This window comes from Mesorhizobium sp. M0618 (assembly GCF_040320765.1).
In the GTDB taxonomy this organism is placed as follows: domain Bacteria; phylum Pseudomonadota; class Alphaproteobacteria; order Rhizobiales; family Rhizobiaceae; genus Mesorhizobium.
In genome coordinates this window covers 141,921-156,083 of sequence record NZ_JAMYQH010000008.1, presented here as the reverse complement: position 1 = coordinate 156,083, position 14,163 = coordinate 141,921, and the positions used below count along the sequence as shown (strand labels likewise).

The window sequence follows — 14,163 nt, the reverse complement described above, 5'->3', positions numbered from 1 at the left end:
CTCGCTTGAAAGGGTGGTCGAGCCGATCACGGTGCCAGCGTGCGAGAGTGCAGCCTGGGCTTTGGAACTCAGGCCACCGATGGCTCGGCGGTTTCGCGCCTCAACTCCGGTTTGGAACCGAGAACTTCTTCCACAATCCCGCGCGCAATCTCGCGTTCACCCATGATCACCGTATCGGCGCCCAAACCCTTGAGATGTTCGACCTCGGCATCGGAATGGGCACGGGCGATGACGTTGATGCCAGGGTTGGCGGTGCGGGCTCGGAGCACGATCTGGCCGGCTTCGAAGGCATTGGGGATGGCAAGGATCAGCCGGCTGGCGCCTTCGGGATTGGCGGCGGCGAACACTTCGGCATTGGCCGCATTGCCGGCGACGGTCTCGATGCTGTCCGCTTTCAATTTCGCCAGCGTCTTGTCGGCGTCCTCGATGACCAGGAAGGGCATTGCCGCGTCTTTCAGCGCCGAGCCGACCAGGCCACCGACACGGCCGTAGCCGATCAGGATGGCATGGCCGGTGAGTGCCGTCTTTGGAGGCGGGCCGTCCTCCTTTTTCGTCGTTGCCGCGACAGAGGCTACCTGGCCCGGCTCCGTCGCCGGACCAACCGGTTTTGCCTCGACCGGTGGTGCCGTCCTGGCGGCGCGCCGTTCCAGCCACGGCTTCATCCAGTCGATGGCCAGGAACATCAGCGGGTTGAGGACAATCGACAGGATCGCACCGGCCAGAATGAGGTCGCGGCCCTGTTCCGGCAGCAGCTTCAGCCCGACGCCGAGCTCAGCCAGAATGAAGGAGAATTCGCCGATCTGGGCAAGGCTTGCCGAAATTATCAGCGCCGTGGCGATGGGATAGCCGAAGGCGACAACGATGGCGAATGCGGCCAGTGATTTGCCGATGACGATGATGGCGAGCGTCGCCAGGATTGGCCAGCCATTGCTGATCAGGCTGAACGGGTCGAACAGCATGCCGACCGAGACGAAGAACAGCACGGAGAAGGCATCGCGCAGCGGCAGCGATTCCTCGGCGGCGCGGTGGCTGAGCTCGGACTCGCTCATGATCATGCCGGCGAAGAAGGCGCCCAGCGCCAGCGAGACCCCAAACAGTTTGGCCGCACCGAAGGCGACGCCGAGCGCGATGGCCAAAACCGCCAGCCGGAACAGTTCGCGCGAGCCGGTATGGGCGACGTAATGCAGGATCCAGGGAATGACCCGGCGGCCGACCACCAGCATGACGATCACGAAAGCGGCGACCTTGGCCAGCGTGATGCCGACGACGCCCCAGATGCCGTAGCTGGCCGGCAGCGACAGCAGGCCGCTCGCATGGGCGTCAGCCTGCTCCTGACCGCCGAGCACGCCGGCGAGCGCCGGCAGCAGCACCAGCGCCAGCACCATGGCCAGATCCTCGACGATCAGCCAGCCGACGGCGATGCGGCCGCGCTCGGTCTCGATCATCCGCCGTTCCTGCAGGGCACGCAGCAGCACCACGGTCGAGGCCACCGACAGCGCCAGGCCGAACACCAGCCCCGCGCCCATCGACCAGCCAAGCATCCAGGCAAGACCGGCGCCAAGTGCGGTGGCAAAGCCGATCTGGACGATGGCGCCCGGCACGGCGATGGCACGCACCGACAGCAGATCCTTGAGCGAGAAGTGCAGCCCGACGCCGAACATCAGGAGGATGACGCCGATTTCGGCCAGTTCGTTGGCAAGGCCGGCATCGGCGACGAAGCCAGGCGTGTTCGGCCCGACCAGCACGCCGGCTACGAGATAACCGACCAGCGGCGGGATACGGAAGCGGTTGGCGAGAGCCCCGAAGACGAAAGCCAGCCCCAGACCGGCGACGATGGTGGCGATAAGGGGCGTGTCATGCGGCATTGTCTATGGAGCGCCTTTCAAAAACAGCGATGTTGGATGAGCGCCGCCCAAAGCCGCCGCCTGTTTTGCAATATGGTGGATGGTATGTCGGCGATGCAACCCGCAAAGCCATGAAATCGACGGCGCTGCCGCAAAAATTTGACCGGCAGCTGAGAAAGCTGCCGGCCGGATCGGAATTTGTGCGGTGCTATTCGTCTCGGTCCGTCAGGCCGATCGACAATGATCAGGCTGCCCGCAGCAAGGCCTCGATTTCCGGTATGGCATGGTTGGTCAATGTCTTGGGAATTTCGGCGGTCACCTTGTCCCCGACCTCCTTGTGCAGCTTTTTGCGCATTGTCCCAAGCACCACCGGCGGTGCGACGAGCACGATCTCGCTGAACTCGCCGTCATGCGCGAGCTTATAGAGCCGGGCGGCGATTTCATCGGCGAAACGCTCCTTGCCGATGCGGTGCCAATCCGTATCCTCGACTGCGCTGCGATGAACGGAGGGACCATCATTGTATCGGCCCGGGCTGTCACTGCCTTGCTCGCGGGTGGGCGGGTTGTCCTGCTGCATTTCCTGCACCACCTCGAGATTCGGATATTTATTGTCGCCGGCGTTCCTGAGGAAAAGCGCCTTCTCGCCATCGGCCACCATGACCCAGATACCGTGCTTGAGTATGATTGTGTTCATGATGACAGGCTCCTTTTCAGCCGCGTGGTGGCCTTTCGTGGCGTTCCGCAGCCGGGGTTTCGATCCGATATGACAGGCCTTTTGAGAACGCGCCCCGAGCCACTAATGTTCCAGTCGGCAGCCGCGTCGGCGTTGGACATTCTGGCTATCCAGAGTTCGCGGCTTTAATCTACTAATTTGGTGGAATTTAGAAAAAACGGTTTTGCGGCTTTCTCCCCGGGCGCTAAAAGACCCGGAAAACAAGGCCTGCGACAGCAGCTTGAATCCGCTCCATCTGTAAACGAGAAATATTTTTCTCTTGGCCGGGATGCTTTCAGAAAAGCAATTGCATCCCGATAAGGGATGCGCGAGTGCGTTCCTTCTGGTTTCTCGCGCCCGCGCGTAGAACTGCAAGCTCATTCAGGATTCCGCTCGCGTCCATGTCGCACACTGCTCCCAAGCTCAATGCCTTCCCCGTGTTCATGCGGGTCGAGGGCGAAGCCGTGGCCATCGTCGGCGGCGGCGAAGAGGCGCTGGCCAAGGCGCGGCTGATCGGACAGTCGAGTGCGGTCCTGCGGATTATCGCGGAACACGCCGAGCCCGACCTGCTCGCCTTCGTCGCCCAGGCCGGCGCGAGCCATTTTGCCGCCGCTTACGACGCATCGCAGCTCGAAGGCGCGATCATGGTGTTTGCCGCCAGCGGCGACGAGGAACTCGACCGTCGGGTGGCTGCGGATGCGCGCCGCCTAAGCATTCCGGTCAATGCCGTCGATCGGCCTGAGCTTTGCGATTTCTTCACCCCGGCGCTGGTCAACCGCGCGCCAGTCGCCATCGCCATCGGCACCGAAGGCGCCGGGCCGGTGCTTGCGCAGATGCTGCGCGGCCGCATCGACCGTATGCTGTCGCCGTCGCTCGGGCCGCTGGCAACGCTTGCCGCTTCGTTTCGCGGGGCTGCCGAGAAGCTGCTGCCGAGAGGCAATGCCCGGCGCCGCTTCTGGAATGATTTCTTCACTGGTGCTCCTGCACGCGCGGCTGAAATCGGTCAGCTTTCGCAGGCGCATGATGCTGCCGTCGATCTCCTGCTTTCGAATGCGCCGGCTCGCGGCCACATCGCGCTGGTCGGTGCCGGTCCGGGCGCCGAGGATCTTCTGACCTTGCGCGCACACCGCCTGCTGATGGAAGCCGATGTCATCGTCCATGACGCGCTGGTGCCGGAGGCGGTGGTTGCCATGGGTCGCCGCGATGCCGAGCGTCTGCCGGTCGGAAAGCGCAAGGGCTGTCACACCAAGAGCCAGGCTGAGATCAATGCGCTGCTGGTCGAGCTTGGCCGTGAAGGCAAGCGTGTCGTGCGGCTGAAGTCAGGCGATCCGCTGGTGTTCGGCCGGGCGGGCGAAGAGATGGCGGCACTTCGCGATGCCGGCATCGCCTATGAGGTGGTTCCGGGCGTCACCGCGGCCTTTGCCGCCGCCGCCGATTTCGAACTGCCGCTGACCTTGCGCGGTGTCTCCTCGTCGATGGTGTTCACCACCGGCCACGACCTCAAGGGCAATTCGCTGCCCGACTGGGCCAAGCTCGCCATTTCCGGCGCCACCGTCGCCGTTTATATGGGCCGCTCGGTGGCCGCCGAGGTTGCCGGACGGCTGATCGAGGCGGGTCTGTCGCCAGATACGGCGGTGGCCGTGGTCGAGAATGCCAGCCTCGCCAACCGGCGTCGCTTCCACGGCACGCTTGCCGACCTGCCGTCGCTGGAAACGCGCGCCGATCTTTCCGGCCCGGTCATGACCATCATCGGCGATGCGGTCGCCGGCGCCAACTTTGAACGGTCCGAGCCGCTGGCGGCACACAGGCATGAAGGCGCGTCCAGTTCGGTCGCCGAAGGAGTTCAGCAATGAAGATACTGACCGCCAACCGCCTCACCGACGGTATTGCCGTCTGGTACGCCGATGGCGGCTGGGCCGAGACGGTGGACCATGCCGACCTCGCCCATGACAAGGCAGCCGAGGACAGGCTCGAGGCGATCGGCGCCAAGGCCTATGCCGCCAACGAAGTGGTCGACGTCAATTTGATCGACGCTGAAGTCGTCAACGGCGTCGTCCAACCGGTGCGGCTGCGCGAGAAGATCCGCGCCGCCGGCCCGACAATCCGCAACGATCTCGGCAAGCAGGCTGCGCGGGCAGCATAACCGAGACACCAGGCATGGGCGGACGCGCCCTGAAAGACCAAGCATGTACCGTTACGATGAGTTCGACCACGATTTTGTCCAGGCCCGCGTCGCGGAGTTCAGCGACCAGGTGCAGCGTCGTCTTGCCGGCGAGATCACCGAGGACCAGTTCCGGCCATTGAGGCTGATGAACGGCGTCTATCTCCAACTGCACGCCTACATGCTGCGCATCGCGGTGCCTTACGGCACGCTGAACGGCAAGCAGTTGCGCATGCTTGGCCACATCGCCCGCAAATACGATAAGGGCTATGGCCATTTCACCACGCGCCAGAACATCCAGTTCAACTGGCCGGCGCTGTCGGACATTCCGGCGATCCTGGCGGATCTCGCGAGCGTTGAGATGCATGCCATCCAGACCAGCGGCAATTGCATCCGCAACGTCACCGCAGACCACTTCGCTGGCGCTGCCGCCGACGAAGTCGCCGATCCGCGTCCCTACGCGGAAATCCTGCGCCAGTGGTCGTCGGTGCATCCGGAATTCTCGTTCCTGCCGCGCAAATTCAAGATCGCGGTGACGGGTGCCGAGCGCGACCGCGCCGCCATTCAGACCCACGACATCGGCCTGCACCTGAAGAAGAACGCCGCCGGCGAACTCGGTTTTGCCGTCTATATCGGCGGCGGCCAGGGTCGCACGCCAATGGTTGCCCGGAAAATCCGCGACTTCCTGCCGGAAGCCGATCTTTTGTCTTACTGCACGGCGATCCTGCGCGTTTACAACCTCTATGGCCGCCGCGACAACAAATACAAGGCGCGCATCAAGATCCTCGTCCATGAGACCGGCGTCGAGGAGATCACCCGCCAGGTCGAGGCCGAGTGGCAGGAGTTGAAGGACGCCGAGTTGAAGCTGCCGGAAGCCGACATCCGCGCCATCGAGGCCTATTTCGCGCCACCGGTGCTCGCTGGGCGGCCGGAAGGCGACCAGGCGGTCAAGCTGGCGCGGCTCGATTCCAAGGGGTTCTCGGAGTGGCTCGACCAGAACGTCGTGACGCACCGCCATCCCGACTATGCGGCGGTGACGATCTCGCTGAAGGGCATCGGCGAGGTGCCCGGCGACGCTTCGGACAGCCAGATGGAAGCGATCGCCGACATCGCCGAGAAGTATGGCTTTGACGAGCTGCGTGTCAGCCATGAGCAGAACCTGATCCTGCCGCATGTGGCCCGCGCCGACCTCAAGGCGGTCTATGATGCGCTGGTCGGCATCGGCCTGGCGACGGCCAATTCCAACCTGATATCGGACATCATCGCTTGCCCGGGTCTCGATTATTGCGCGCTGGCCACGGCGCGCTCGATCCCGATCGCGCAGGAAATCTCGCAACGCTTCGCCTCGCTGGAGCGGCAGCGCGAGATCGGCGAACTGAAGCTGAAGATCTCCGGCTGCATCAACGCCTGCGGTCATCACCATGTCGGCCACATCGGCATCCTCGGCGTCGAGAAGAAGGGCTCCGAACTCTATCAGGTGACGCTGGGCGGCTCGGCAGACGAGAACACCTCGGTCGGCGAGATCATCGGCCGCGGCTTCTCGTCGGAAGAGATCACCGACGCCATCGAACAGATCGTCGAGACCTATCTCGGCCTTCGGCTCGACCCACAAGAGAAATTCATCGACGCCTACCGCCGAGTCGGTCCCGCGCCGTTCAAGGAGGCGCTCTATGCTGGCGAAGCCAAGGCCGCTTGACCGTATTGGAGACGTCGATGACGGCATCGCCGCCAAAGCGGCGGGGCTCGATGCGCTCTACGGTCATCTGAAGCCGCTCGAGATCATCGAACGCTCGGCCCGCGAACTGTTCCTCGACGAGATCGCCGCGGTGTCGTCGTTCGGCGCGGATTCGGCTGTGCTGCTGCACATGATCGCCAAGATCGACCGGACACTGCCGGTCATCTTCCTCGACACCGGCAAGCATTTCGAGGAGACGCTCGGCTATCGCGACGCGCTCGCCGCCGATTTCGGGCTGACCAACATAAGGGTGATCAAACCCGAGGAAGCAGCACTCGAACGGATCGATCCGACGGGCAATCTGCATCAGAGCAACACCGACGCCTGCTGCGACGTGCGCAAGGTGGAGCCGCTGGCGCGCGGTGTCGCGCCATTTCGTGCCTGGCTCACCGGCCGCAAGCGTTTTCAGGCCGCGACGCGGGCGGCGCTGCCGGTGTTCGAGGCGGTCGGTCCGCGCATCCGCATCAATCCGCTGGCGCATTGGACGACATCGGACCAGGCCGACTACATGCGCGCGCATGCGCTGCGCGAAAATCCACTGGTCGCCTATGGCTATCTGTCGATCGGCTGCTTCCCGTGCACGCAGCCGGTGCAGCCGGGCGAGGACGCGCGCAGCGGCCGCTGGGCCGGTCATGCCAAGACCGAGTGCGGCATTCACCTGTCGGGGCTGGAGAAGTCGCTGACCGACGCATCACTATAGGGTATGCTGAAATTCAGCCGGCCTGCGAACGGCGACCTTCATCCGGAGGCCGCCGGCTTTGCGTGGGATGGACTTTCAGCGGACCTGGATCTTGGGGCTTTAGGAATCTTTATGACTGGACCGACGACACCGGAGACCCGGCTCTGGACCCCTGCGGGTTTTCACGAGGATGAGTGGACGCATGCCGAAAGCGCCGATGCGCTGTCCGGCAACGGCCGCTTCATCCTGCCGTTGCAAGTCTTCCTCGATCTGGATCCGGAGGTGCGCCGCTCGGCCAAGGAACGGCTCGGCGTCCTGCTGCAGCCGGGTGATCAGCTCGAGAAGATTGCCGACCTGCTCGACCAGCTGTCGCTGGTGGCATTGGCCTTCCCGGCCTTCAGCGACGGCCGCTCGTTCTCCAAGGGAGAACTGCTGCGCGGCCGCTACCATTTCGAAGGTGCCGTTCGCGCCACGGGCCAGGTGCTGGTGGACCAGCTGCCGCATATGCTGCGGCTGGGCTTCGACGAGTTCGAGATTTCCAATCCGGTGCTGTTGAAGCGCCTGGAGGAGGACCGTACCGGCGGATTGGGGCTCTACTACCAGCCAGCCGCCGTGCCGGAACCAAAAGGCCCGAAATACTCCTGGCGGCGCGTTCGCAGCAGCTGACGTTGCGGTAATTCCGCGCGTCTTTACATCAGTCGTGTTCAGGCCTTCTTGATCATCCGGATGGAAAATCCGTGGACGATCGGGGAGGGGTCTTCATGCGTTACGACTATGTCATAGCCGGCGGTGGGTCCGCCGGCTGTGCGCTTGCCGCGCGGCTTTCGGAAGATCCATCGAAAACGGTCTGCCTGATCGAAGCTGGCGGCGAGGGCAGGGATATGCTGATCCGCGCTCCTGCTGGCATTATCGGCATGCTTTCCGGCCGGCCCAGGATCAACAACTGGGCCTTCGAGACCGTGCCGCAGCAAGGTCTTGGCGGCCGCAAGGGCTACCAGCCGCGCGGCAAGGCGCTGGGCGGCTCCAGCGCAATCAATGCAATGCTCTATGTCAGGGGCCATCGCAGCGACTATGACGAATGGGCAAATCTAGGCTGCGAGGGCTGGTCGTGGGATGAGGTGCTGCCCTATTTCCGGCGCGCCGAGGGCAATGAGCGCGGCACTGATGCGTTGCATGGCGGGGACGGCCCGCTGAAAGTGTCGAACCAGCGCTCGCCGAGGCCGATCGCCAAGGCCTTCATAGAGGCTTGTGCCGAAAACCAGATTCGCGCCTCGGACGATTTCAACGGACCGGAACAAGAGGGCGCCGGCTATTTCCAGGTGACCCAGTTTGCCGGTGGCGCCCGTAATGGCGAGCGCTGTTCGACTGCCGCCGCCTATCTCCATCCGGTGATGCAGCGGACCAATCTGACCGTGGTCACGCGGGCGCACGCCACAGGCATCGTCCTTGACGGCAAGCGCGCCACCGGCATCCGCTACCGGACACGCAAAGGCGAGACAGTGGCACAGGCGTCGCGCGAGGTGATCCTCTGTGGCGGTGCCTTCGGTTCGCCGCAGCTTCTGTTGCTATCGGGTATCGGCCCGGCGGCCGAACTTGCCGTGCATGGCATTCCCGTCGTCCACGAATTGCCGGGCGTCGGCAAGAACCTGCAGGATCACCTCGATTTCATCGTCGGCTGGAGATCGAAGGACACCGATATGCTTGGCATGAGCCCGCGCGGCGCGTTGAGTTTCCTCAGGCACATCGCGCAGTGGCGCCGGGATGGAACCGGGCTGATCGCCTCGCCGGCGGCCGAGAGCGGCGCTTTCGTCAAATCCGACCCGGCGCTTGAACGCCCTGACCTGCAGCTGCAATTCGTCATCGGCCTGGTCGAAAACCATGCGCGCACGCTGCACTACGGCTTCGGTTTTTCCTGTCATGTCTGCATATTGCGGCCGCACTCACGTGGCGAGGTTGGGCTGGCCAGCGCCGATCCATTTGCCGCGCCACGCATCGATCCGCGCTTTCTCGGCGACCAGCGCGATGCGGAACTGCTGCTGAAAGGCGTGAGGATCACCCGGCAGGTGCTGGCTTCGCCGGCGCTGACGCGCTACCGGCACAAGGAAATGCACATCGCCGGCGAGCCGAGCGATGCCGATCTGATGACCCATATCCGTACCCGCGCCGACACGGTCTATCACCCGGTCGGCTCCTGTCGGATGGGAGTCGACGAGATGGCGGTGGTCGATCCGCAACTCAAGGTGCGCGGGCTTGAAGCCTTGCGTGTCGTCGACGCCTCGGTGATGCCGACACTGATTGGTGGCAACACCAATGCCCCAACCATCATGATCGCCGAAAAGGCCGCCGACATGATCAGGGCTGCCTGATCGGAGCTCCAGGCCGCGGCACCATAGCGCGGCGGTCCTTTTGTTATGACGCAATTGCCCAGGGAAAACGTTACGCGCTTTCCCTGGGAAACCGTTCAAACTTCTCCTGGAATTGCTTAAGCCGCCGCCCGTGCCTCGCGGAACGACACCAGCTTGCGGCGGTTTTCGTCCCACAATGCCAGTTTGACGCAGCGCAAACTTTCGAGCAGTGTGACACGGCCGATGTCGCGCAACTCGGGATAATCCCGCAGCACTTCCTGCAACCGGTAGCACGGCACCTTGGCGGAGAGATGATGGACGTGATGGACACCGATGTTGCCGGTGAGCCAGTTCAGCACCGGCGGTAGATCGTAATAGGACGATCCGTGCAGGGCAGCGTGCTGGAATTCCCAGTCGGCATCCTTCGCCCATTCCGTTTCCTCGAACTGGTGCTGGACGTAGAACAGCCAGATGCCGGCCGAACCGGCGAGGATGACGATCGGCAGGTGGACCACCAGGAAAGCGCCCGGGCCGACGAACCAGATGAGGATGGCTGCTGCGACCGCGATGCCAAGATTGGTGGTCATCGACGACACCCAAGGGGTCAGGCCGCCGCGCATCATGCCGACGGGGAGCCTTTGCTCGAAGATGAACAGCCAGATCGGACCGAGCCCGAACATCACCAGCGGGTGGCGATAGAGACGGTAGGCGAGGCGGCCTCGCCACGACATCTGCCGGTATTCTGCAACGGTCAGCGTCCGGATGTCGCCCATGCCGCGTTCGTCAAGATTGCCGGCGCTGGCGTGGTGCGTCGCGTGGGCACGCCGCCAGCAATCGTAGGGCGTCAGCGTCAGGATGCCGAGCGCGCGGCCAATCCAGTCGTCGGCGTAGCGATTGGCGAAGAAGGAGCCGTGGCCGCAGTCGTGCTGGATCATGAAGATGCGCACCAGAAACCCGGCCGCGGGAAGGATGAGGACCAGTCCCCACCAATGGCCATAGGCATAAGCCGCCGAGGACAGTCCCCAGAGTATGGCGAATGGAATGAGGGTGATGGCGAGTTCGACGGCGCTGCGCCGCCTGTCGGGCTTCTTGTAGCGGGCGAGAATCTTCAGCCAGGCGCGCTTGCTGTTGGCCACCGCCTCAGGGGAAATCATGTTCATCAGGAAGCATAGGCGCGGTGCTTCGCCGCCGCAAGGCAACATCACGCAAAATTACTGTGCGTAATTGTCGCGTGGCTTGGCGGTCGAGCCAGCCAACCGCCAGCTCAACCTGCTGATGACGTCGACCGCTATTCGCGATCGAGGATAGGACAGCCGCGCTCGGTGCCAAAAGTCACGCGCACGCGGTCGCCACCCTGTCTGCCGCGGACCGTGATCTCCCGGCGGCCGATGGACTCAATTCTTGCGCGGCGGATGCCCATTCGCTCTGCCTTGTCGAGAGCCCGGTCTTCCGTGCAGCCTCGTTGACGCCGGTCGCGCCGATCGTCGCGACGGGGACCTTCGCAATCGTCGTAGGCGGGGTCGCAATCTTCCATGAGCTTCAGCCGCGGGCCATGTTTGCCCAATTGCAGCTGCAGATTGTCTGCTTGTGCCGGAAAGGCCGCCAAAGTTATGGCGCCGAGGCCGACAAGCGCCATCAGCGATGAGGTAATCGAAACCTTGCGCATTACGTCCTCCATTTGAACCAACCATCTATCCTTAGATGGTTCGGCTCTCCCCGGCTATTGCCGATAGGAGGTTTGCTGCCAAGATCGATTGTTGCGTTACGGCCGGTGCCAGCCGATGTCACCGCGCTCCGCCCCATCGAGGCGGTCGAGCAGTTCTCTGAGCCGGTCGGGGATGTCGGCTTCGGTGCGGAAGGCCGGCAAGGTGCGCAGAAAGCGGGTCACCGCCTCGGCGCCGAACTGGCGCCTGATCTCGATGGCCAGCCCCTCTGCCTTTTCGCCCATGTTGCGGGTCATCATCTTAAAATCCTGTCTCGGCTTCGAAACTCCTGCAGCAAGAGAATGGTTCCCCCATCATGCCTGTGTGGCAAGCAAAGCCGGCGGTTAAGGTAAAATTTGAATTAAAGTCGAAATGTCTTGCCTGTCATTGTCCGGCCTTGGCCGGCGGCTTCCATAGTCGCTTACCCCTTGATTTTTGGCCGCCAAACATCGATATCGGGCACAAAATCCACATCATTCGAGATTGACGGGAAACGGCGATGAGCGACCAGGCAAAAGACGAACGCGCGCCCGATGAAGTCGAGGCGACCGAGCCCACAGCCGAGCGCACCGAAGGCAGCACCGACGGTGACTATGAAGCCCTTGTGCGGCTGCTGAAGGAAAATGAAGAGCTGAAGGACCGCGCGCTGCGCGTGGCGGCCGAGATGGAAAACCTGCGTCGCCGCACGGCACGCGATGTGCACGATGCGCGCACCTACGCGGTCGCGAATTTCGCCCGCGACATGTTGTCGGTGTCGGACAATCTGCGCCGCGCGCTGGATGCGATTCCCGCCGAGGCCAAGGCATCGGGTGACGCCGGCTTCAAGGCGCTGATCGAAGGCGTCGACCTCACCGAGCGCGCCATGCTGTCGGCGCTGGAACGGCATGGGGTCAAGAAGCTCGCGCCTGAAGGCGAGAAGTTCGATCCCAATTTCCACCAGGCGATGTTCGAAGTGCCCAATCCGGATGTCCCGGCCAACACCGTGGTCCAGGTCGTGCAGCCGGGCTATTCGATCGGCGACCGCGTGCTGCGCCCGGCCATGGTGGGAGTCGCCAAGGGCGGGCCAAAGTTCACCGCCGCTGAAGCACCGGTTGAGCCGGGGCCGGTGAACGAACAGGCCGAGAAAGATGCGTGAGGCAGGGAATAGGCAGTAGGCAGTAGGCAGTAGGCAGTAGGAAACTAGGGCAGTCGTATCAATCGCGCGGCTTCGTGCTATTCATACTGCCTATCCCTAAATCCCTAATCCCTACTGCCTTGGCCTCATGAACCCTATCGCGCTTCTTGACTATGCCGGTGTCGCCGTCTTCGCGGCGACCGGGGCGCTGGCGGCTTCGCGTAAGCAACTCGACATTATCGGCTTCCTGTTCCTGGCCAGCGTCACCGGGATAGGCGGTGGCACGCTTCGCGACGTTATCCTCAACCTGCCGGTTTTCTGGGTCGCCAACTCCGGCTATGTGCTGGTCTGCGCCGCGGTTGCGGTGCTGGTCTTCTTCGGCGCGCATCGTATCGAATCGCGCTGGAAGTGGCTGCTCTGGCTCGACGCCGTCGGGCTCGCCGCTTTTTCGGTGATGGGCGCGGCCAAGGGGCTTGCGATTACCGGTTCGCCGGTCGTCTCCGTCATCACCGGCGTGCTCACCGCCACTTTCGGCGGCATTTTGCGTGATCTCCTTGCCGGCGAGCCATCTGTGCTGCTCAGGCCCGAGATCTACGTCACGGCGGCCCTTGCGGGTGCCTGCCTTTACACGCTTGGCGATCTTGCCGGCCTGCCGCCGCTCGCCTCGGACCTTGCCGGCTTTGCGGCGGCGTTCCTCGTGCGCGGTGGTGCGCTCAAATTCGGCTGGTCGTTTCCGTCCTACAAGAGCCGACCCGGCAGGCGGCCGGAAGATATTCCGTGAAGAGAGGGAATAGGGAATGGGGAATAGGAATAGGGAATAGGGAATAGGGAATAGGGAATAGGGCCTACTGCCTACTGCCTACTCAATCTCACGCCGCGAAGCGCTGGGCTTCGCCGCCATAATAGTTGACGTAGCGTGCGCCGATCTCCTTGACCGGCATCACGACGAACACATCGACCGTCGAGAATTCGCGATCGATGACGCAACCATCGCCGATGCGGGCACCGACGCGCAGATAGCCCTTGACCAGAGGCGGCATCGCGGCGATCGCCGCCTTGGCATTGACGGCCTCGATCGGCATCAGATCCATCGAGCAATAGCGCCCGGACACCGCGCGCACGTCCCAGGCCGAGTTCGTCCGGCAGTGGTGGGCGAGGTAGGTGAGCGCCTCCGCATGCGCCGCCGGCACGGTGCCGTGAAAGGACGCGCAGCCGGTCATCACACCGATTTCGTAATGATTGATGTAAGCCCAGATGCCTTGCCACAACGCCTCGATGGTGCGCTTCGAGCGGTATTCCGGCAACACGCAGGAGCGGCCGAGTTCAAGGAAACGCTGGCCGGGATGGCGGGCGATGAGCTTGGTCAGCTCGAATTCACCTTCGGAATAGAAGCCACCGGCCGTGGCCGCGATTTCTTGCCGCAGCAGCCGATATGTGCCGACGATGCGGCGATGTTCGGGACCGGAAAGCGTGGTGTCCAAAACCAGCAGATGGTCGCAGAGCGGATCGAACCGATCGGCGTCCCGGCGGTCATGGGCCTGGAACAGGTCCTTCCTGGCGCCAAGTTCGTCGTAGAACACCCGGTAGCGCACTTCCTGCGCGGCCGCGATCTCGGCCTCGTTGCGAGCGAGCCGCACTTCAAGATTGCCTATACGGCCCAGCGCCGCGCCCTTTATGACGGAATCGACGTTACGTCCGGCAAGCAAGGCGCTGCTGGCGTTCGGCCGAGTGTCACATTCCGGCATAACTGTATGCACGAGTGATTCTCCTTCGAGCCATCCCTCTTGGCACGGGGATACGGTGTAGGTGCAACAGGATTGTGACAGTACCGTGATACGACGTCGTGGGCAATACTTCGTCGGCTGGCGAA

Annotated in this window: 14 protein-coding genes; 8 read left to right on the top strand and 6 right to left on the bottom strand. The window is 63.3% G+C overall.

The window, feature by feature from the left end; genetic code table 11:
* Positions 1-68: 68 nt before the first annotated feature.
* Both NKJ04_RS11540 and NKJ04_RS11535 read right to left on the bottom strand, forming a co-directional pair.
* On the bottom strand, positions 69-1,865 hold the full coding sequence (locus NKJ04_RS11540; RefSeq protein WP_352674965.1) for a cation:proton antiporter domain-containing protein: 1,797 nt from the start codon (positions 1,863-1,865) through the stop codon (positions 69-71).
* A gap of 223 nt (positions 1,866-2,088) precedes the next feature.
* Positions 2,089-2,538 (bottom strand): baeRF12 domain-containing protein, encoded by a 450-nt coding sequence (locus tag NKJ04_RS11535; RefSeq protein WP_352674963.1) that lies wholly within the window; start codon positions 2,536-2,538, stop codon positions 2,089-2,091.
* Between the two features lie 419 nt (positions 2,539-2,957).
* On the opposite strand from NKJ04_RS11535, the gene cysG reads away from it, so the two are divergent.
* The 6 genes from cysG to NKJ04_RS11505 all read left to right on the top strand — a co-directional run bounded on the left by cysG (position 2,958) and on the right by NKJ04_RS11505 (position 9,497).
* On the top strand, positions 2,958-4,409 hold the full coding sequence (gene cysG, locus NKJ04_RS11530; protein ID WP_023812515.1) for a siroheme synthase CysG: 1,452 nt from the start codon (positions 2,958-2,960) through the stop codon (positions 4,407-4,409).
* Positions 4,406-4,699: a DUF2849 domain-containing protein gene (locus NKJ04_RS11525; RefSeq protein WP_027037731.1), complete on the top strand. Its 294-nt coding sequence runs from the start codon at positions 4,406-4,408 to the stop codon at positions 4,697-4,699. The genes cysG and NKJ04_RS11525 overlap by 4 nt, the downstream gene beginning before the upstream one ends.
* Before the next feature lie 43 nt (positions 4,700-4,742).
* Positions 4,743-6,413, top strand: coding sequence for a nitrite/sulfite reductase (locus tag NKJ04_RS11520; RefSeq protein WP_128303223.1), 1,671 nt, complete (start codon positions 4,743-4,745; stop codon positions 6,411-6,413).
* Positions 6,388-7,152, top strand: coding sequence for a phosphoadenylyl-sulfate reductase (locus tag NKJ04_RS11515; RefSeq protein WP_023812518.1), 765 nt, complete (start codon positions 6,388-6,390; stop codon positions 7,150-7,152). The genes NKJ04_RS11520 and NKJ04_RS11515 overlap by 26 nt, the downstream gene beginning before the upstream one ends.
* Positions 7,153-7,263: 111 nt before the next feature.
* Positions 7,264-7,797 (top strand): DUF934 domain-containing protein, encoded by a 534-nt coding sequence (locus tag NKJ04_RS11510; protein WP_128303221.1) that lies wholly within the window; start codon positions 7,264-7,266, stop codon positions 7,795-7,797.
* Positions 7,798-7,892: 95 nt separating this feature from the next.
* The gene (locus NKJ04_RS11505; RefSeq protein ID WP_352674960.1) at positions 7,893-9,497 is read left to right on the top strand and encodes a GMC family oxidoreductase; all 1,605 of its coding nucleotides are present in this window, start codon (positions 7,893-7,895) and stop codon (positions 9,495-9,497) included.
* Positions 9,498-9,613: 116 nt separating this feature from the next.
* Here NKJ04_RS11505 and NKJ04_RS11500 read toward each other — a convergent pair whose 3' ends face one another.
* From NKJ04_RS11500 to NKJ04_RS11490, 3 genes are all read right to left on the bottom strand, one after another.
* Complete coding sequence (locus NKJ04_RS11500) at positions 9,614-10,636, bottom strand: fatty acid desaturase (RefSeq protein ID WP_023812521.1); 1,023 nt, start codon at positions 10,634-10,636, stop codon at positions 9,614-9,616.
* A 128-nt stretch (positions 10,637-10,764) separates the two neighbouring features.
* A complete protein-coding gene (locus NKJ04_RS11495; RefSeq protein WP_023812522.1) occupies positions 10,765-11,142 on the bottom strand; it encodes a hypothetical protein in 378 nt (125 codons plus the stop codon).
* Between the two features lie 96 nt (positions 11,143-11,238).
* Positions 11,239-11,439 carry a hypothetical protein gene (locus tag NKJ04_RS11490; RefSeq protein WP_352674957.1) on the bottom strand — a complete coding sequence of 67 codons (201 nt, stop codon included), beginning with the start codon at positions 11,437-11,439 and terminating at the stop codon, positions 11,239-11,241.
* A 239-nt stretch (positions 11,440-11,678) separates the two neighbouring features.
* Here NKJ04_RS11490 and grpE point away from each other — a divergent pair, with 239 nt between their 5' ends.
* Both grpE and NKJ04_RS11480 read left to right on the top strand, forming a co-directional pair.
* A complete protein-coding gene (gene grpE, locus NKJ04_RS11485; RefSeq protein WP_023812524.1) occupies positions 11,679-12,314 on the top strand; it encodes a nucleotide exchange factor GrpE in 636 nt (211 codons plus the stop codon).
* 127 nt (positions 12,315-12,441) lie between these two features.
* On the top strand, positions 12,442-13,074 hold the full coding sequence (locus tag NKJ04_RS11480) for a trimeric intracellular cation channel family protein (RefSeq protein WP_352674954.1): 633 nt from the start codon (positions 12,442-12,444) through the stop codon (positions 13,072-13,074).
* Positions 13,075-13,162: 88 nt separating this feature from the next.
* Here NKJ04_RS11480 and olsB read toward each other — a convergent pair whose 3' ends face one another.
* Positions 13,163-14,038 (bottom strand): l-ornithine N(alpha)-acyltransferase, encoded by an 876-nt coding sequence (gene olsB / locus NKJ04_RS11475; RefSeq protein WP_023812526.1) that lies wholly within the window; start codon positions 14,036-14,038, stop codon positions 13,163-13,165.
* Positions 14,039-14,163 lie beyond the last annotated feature (125 nt).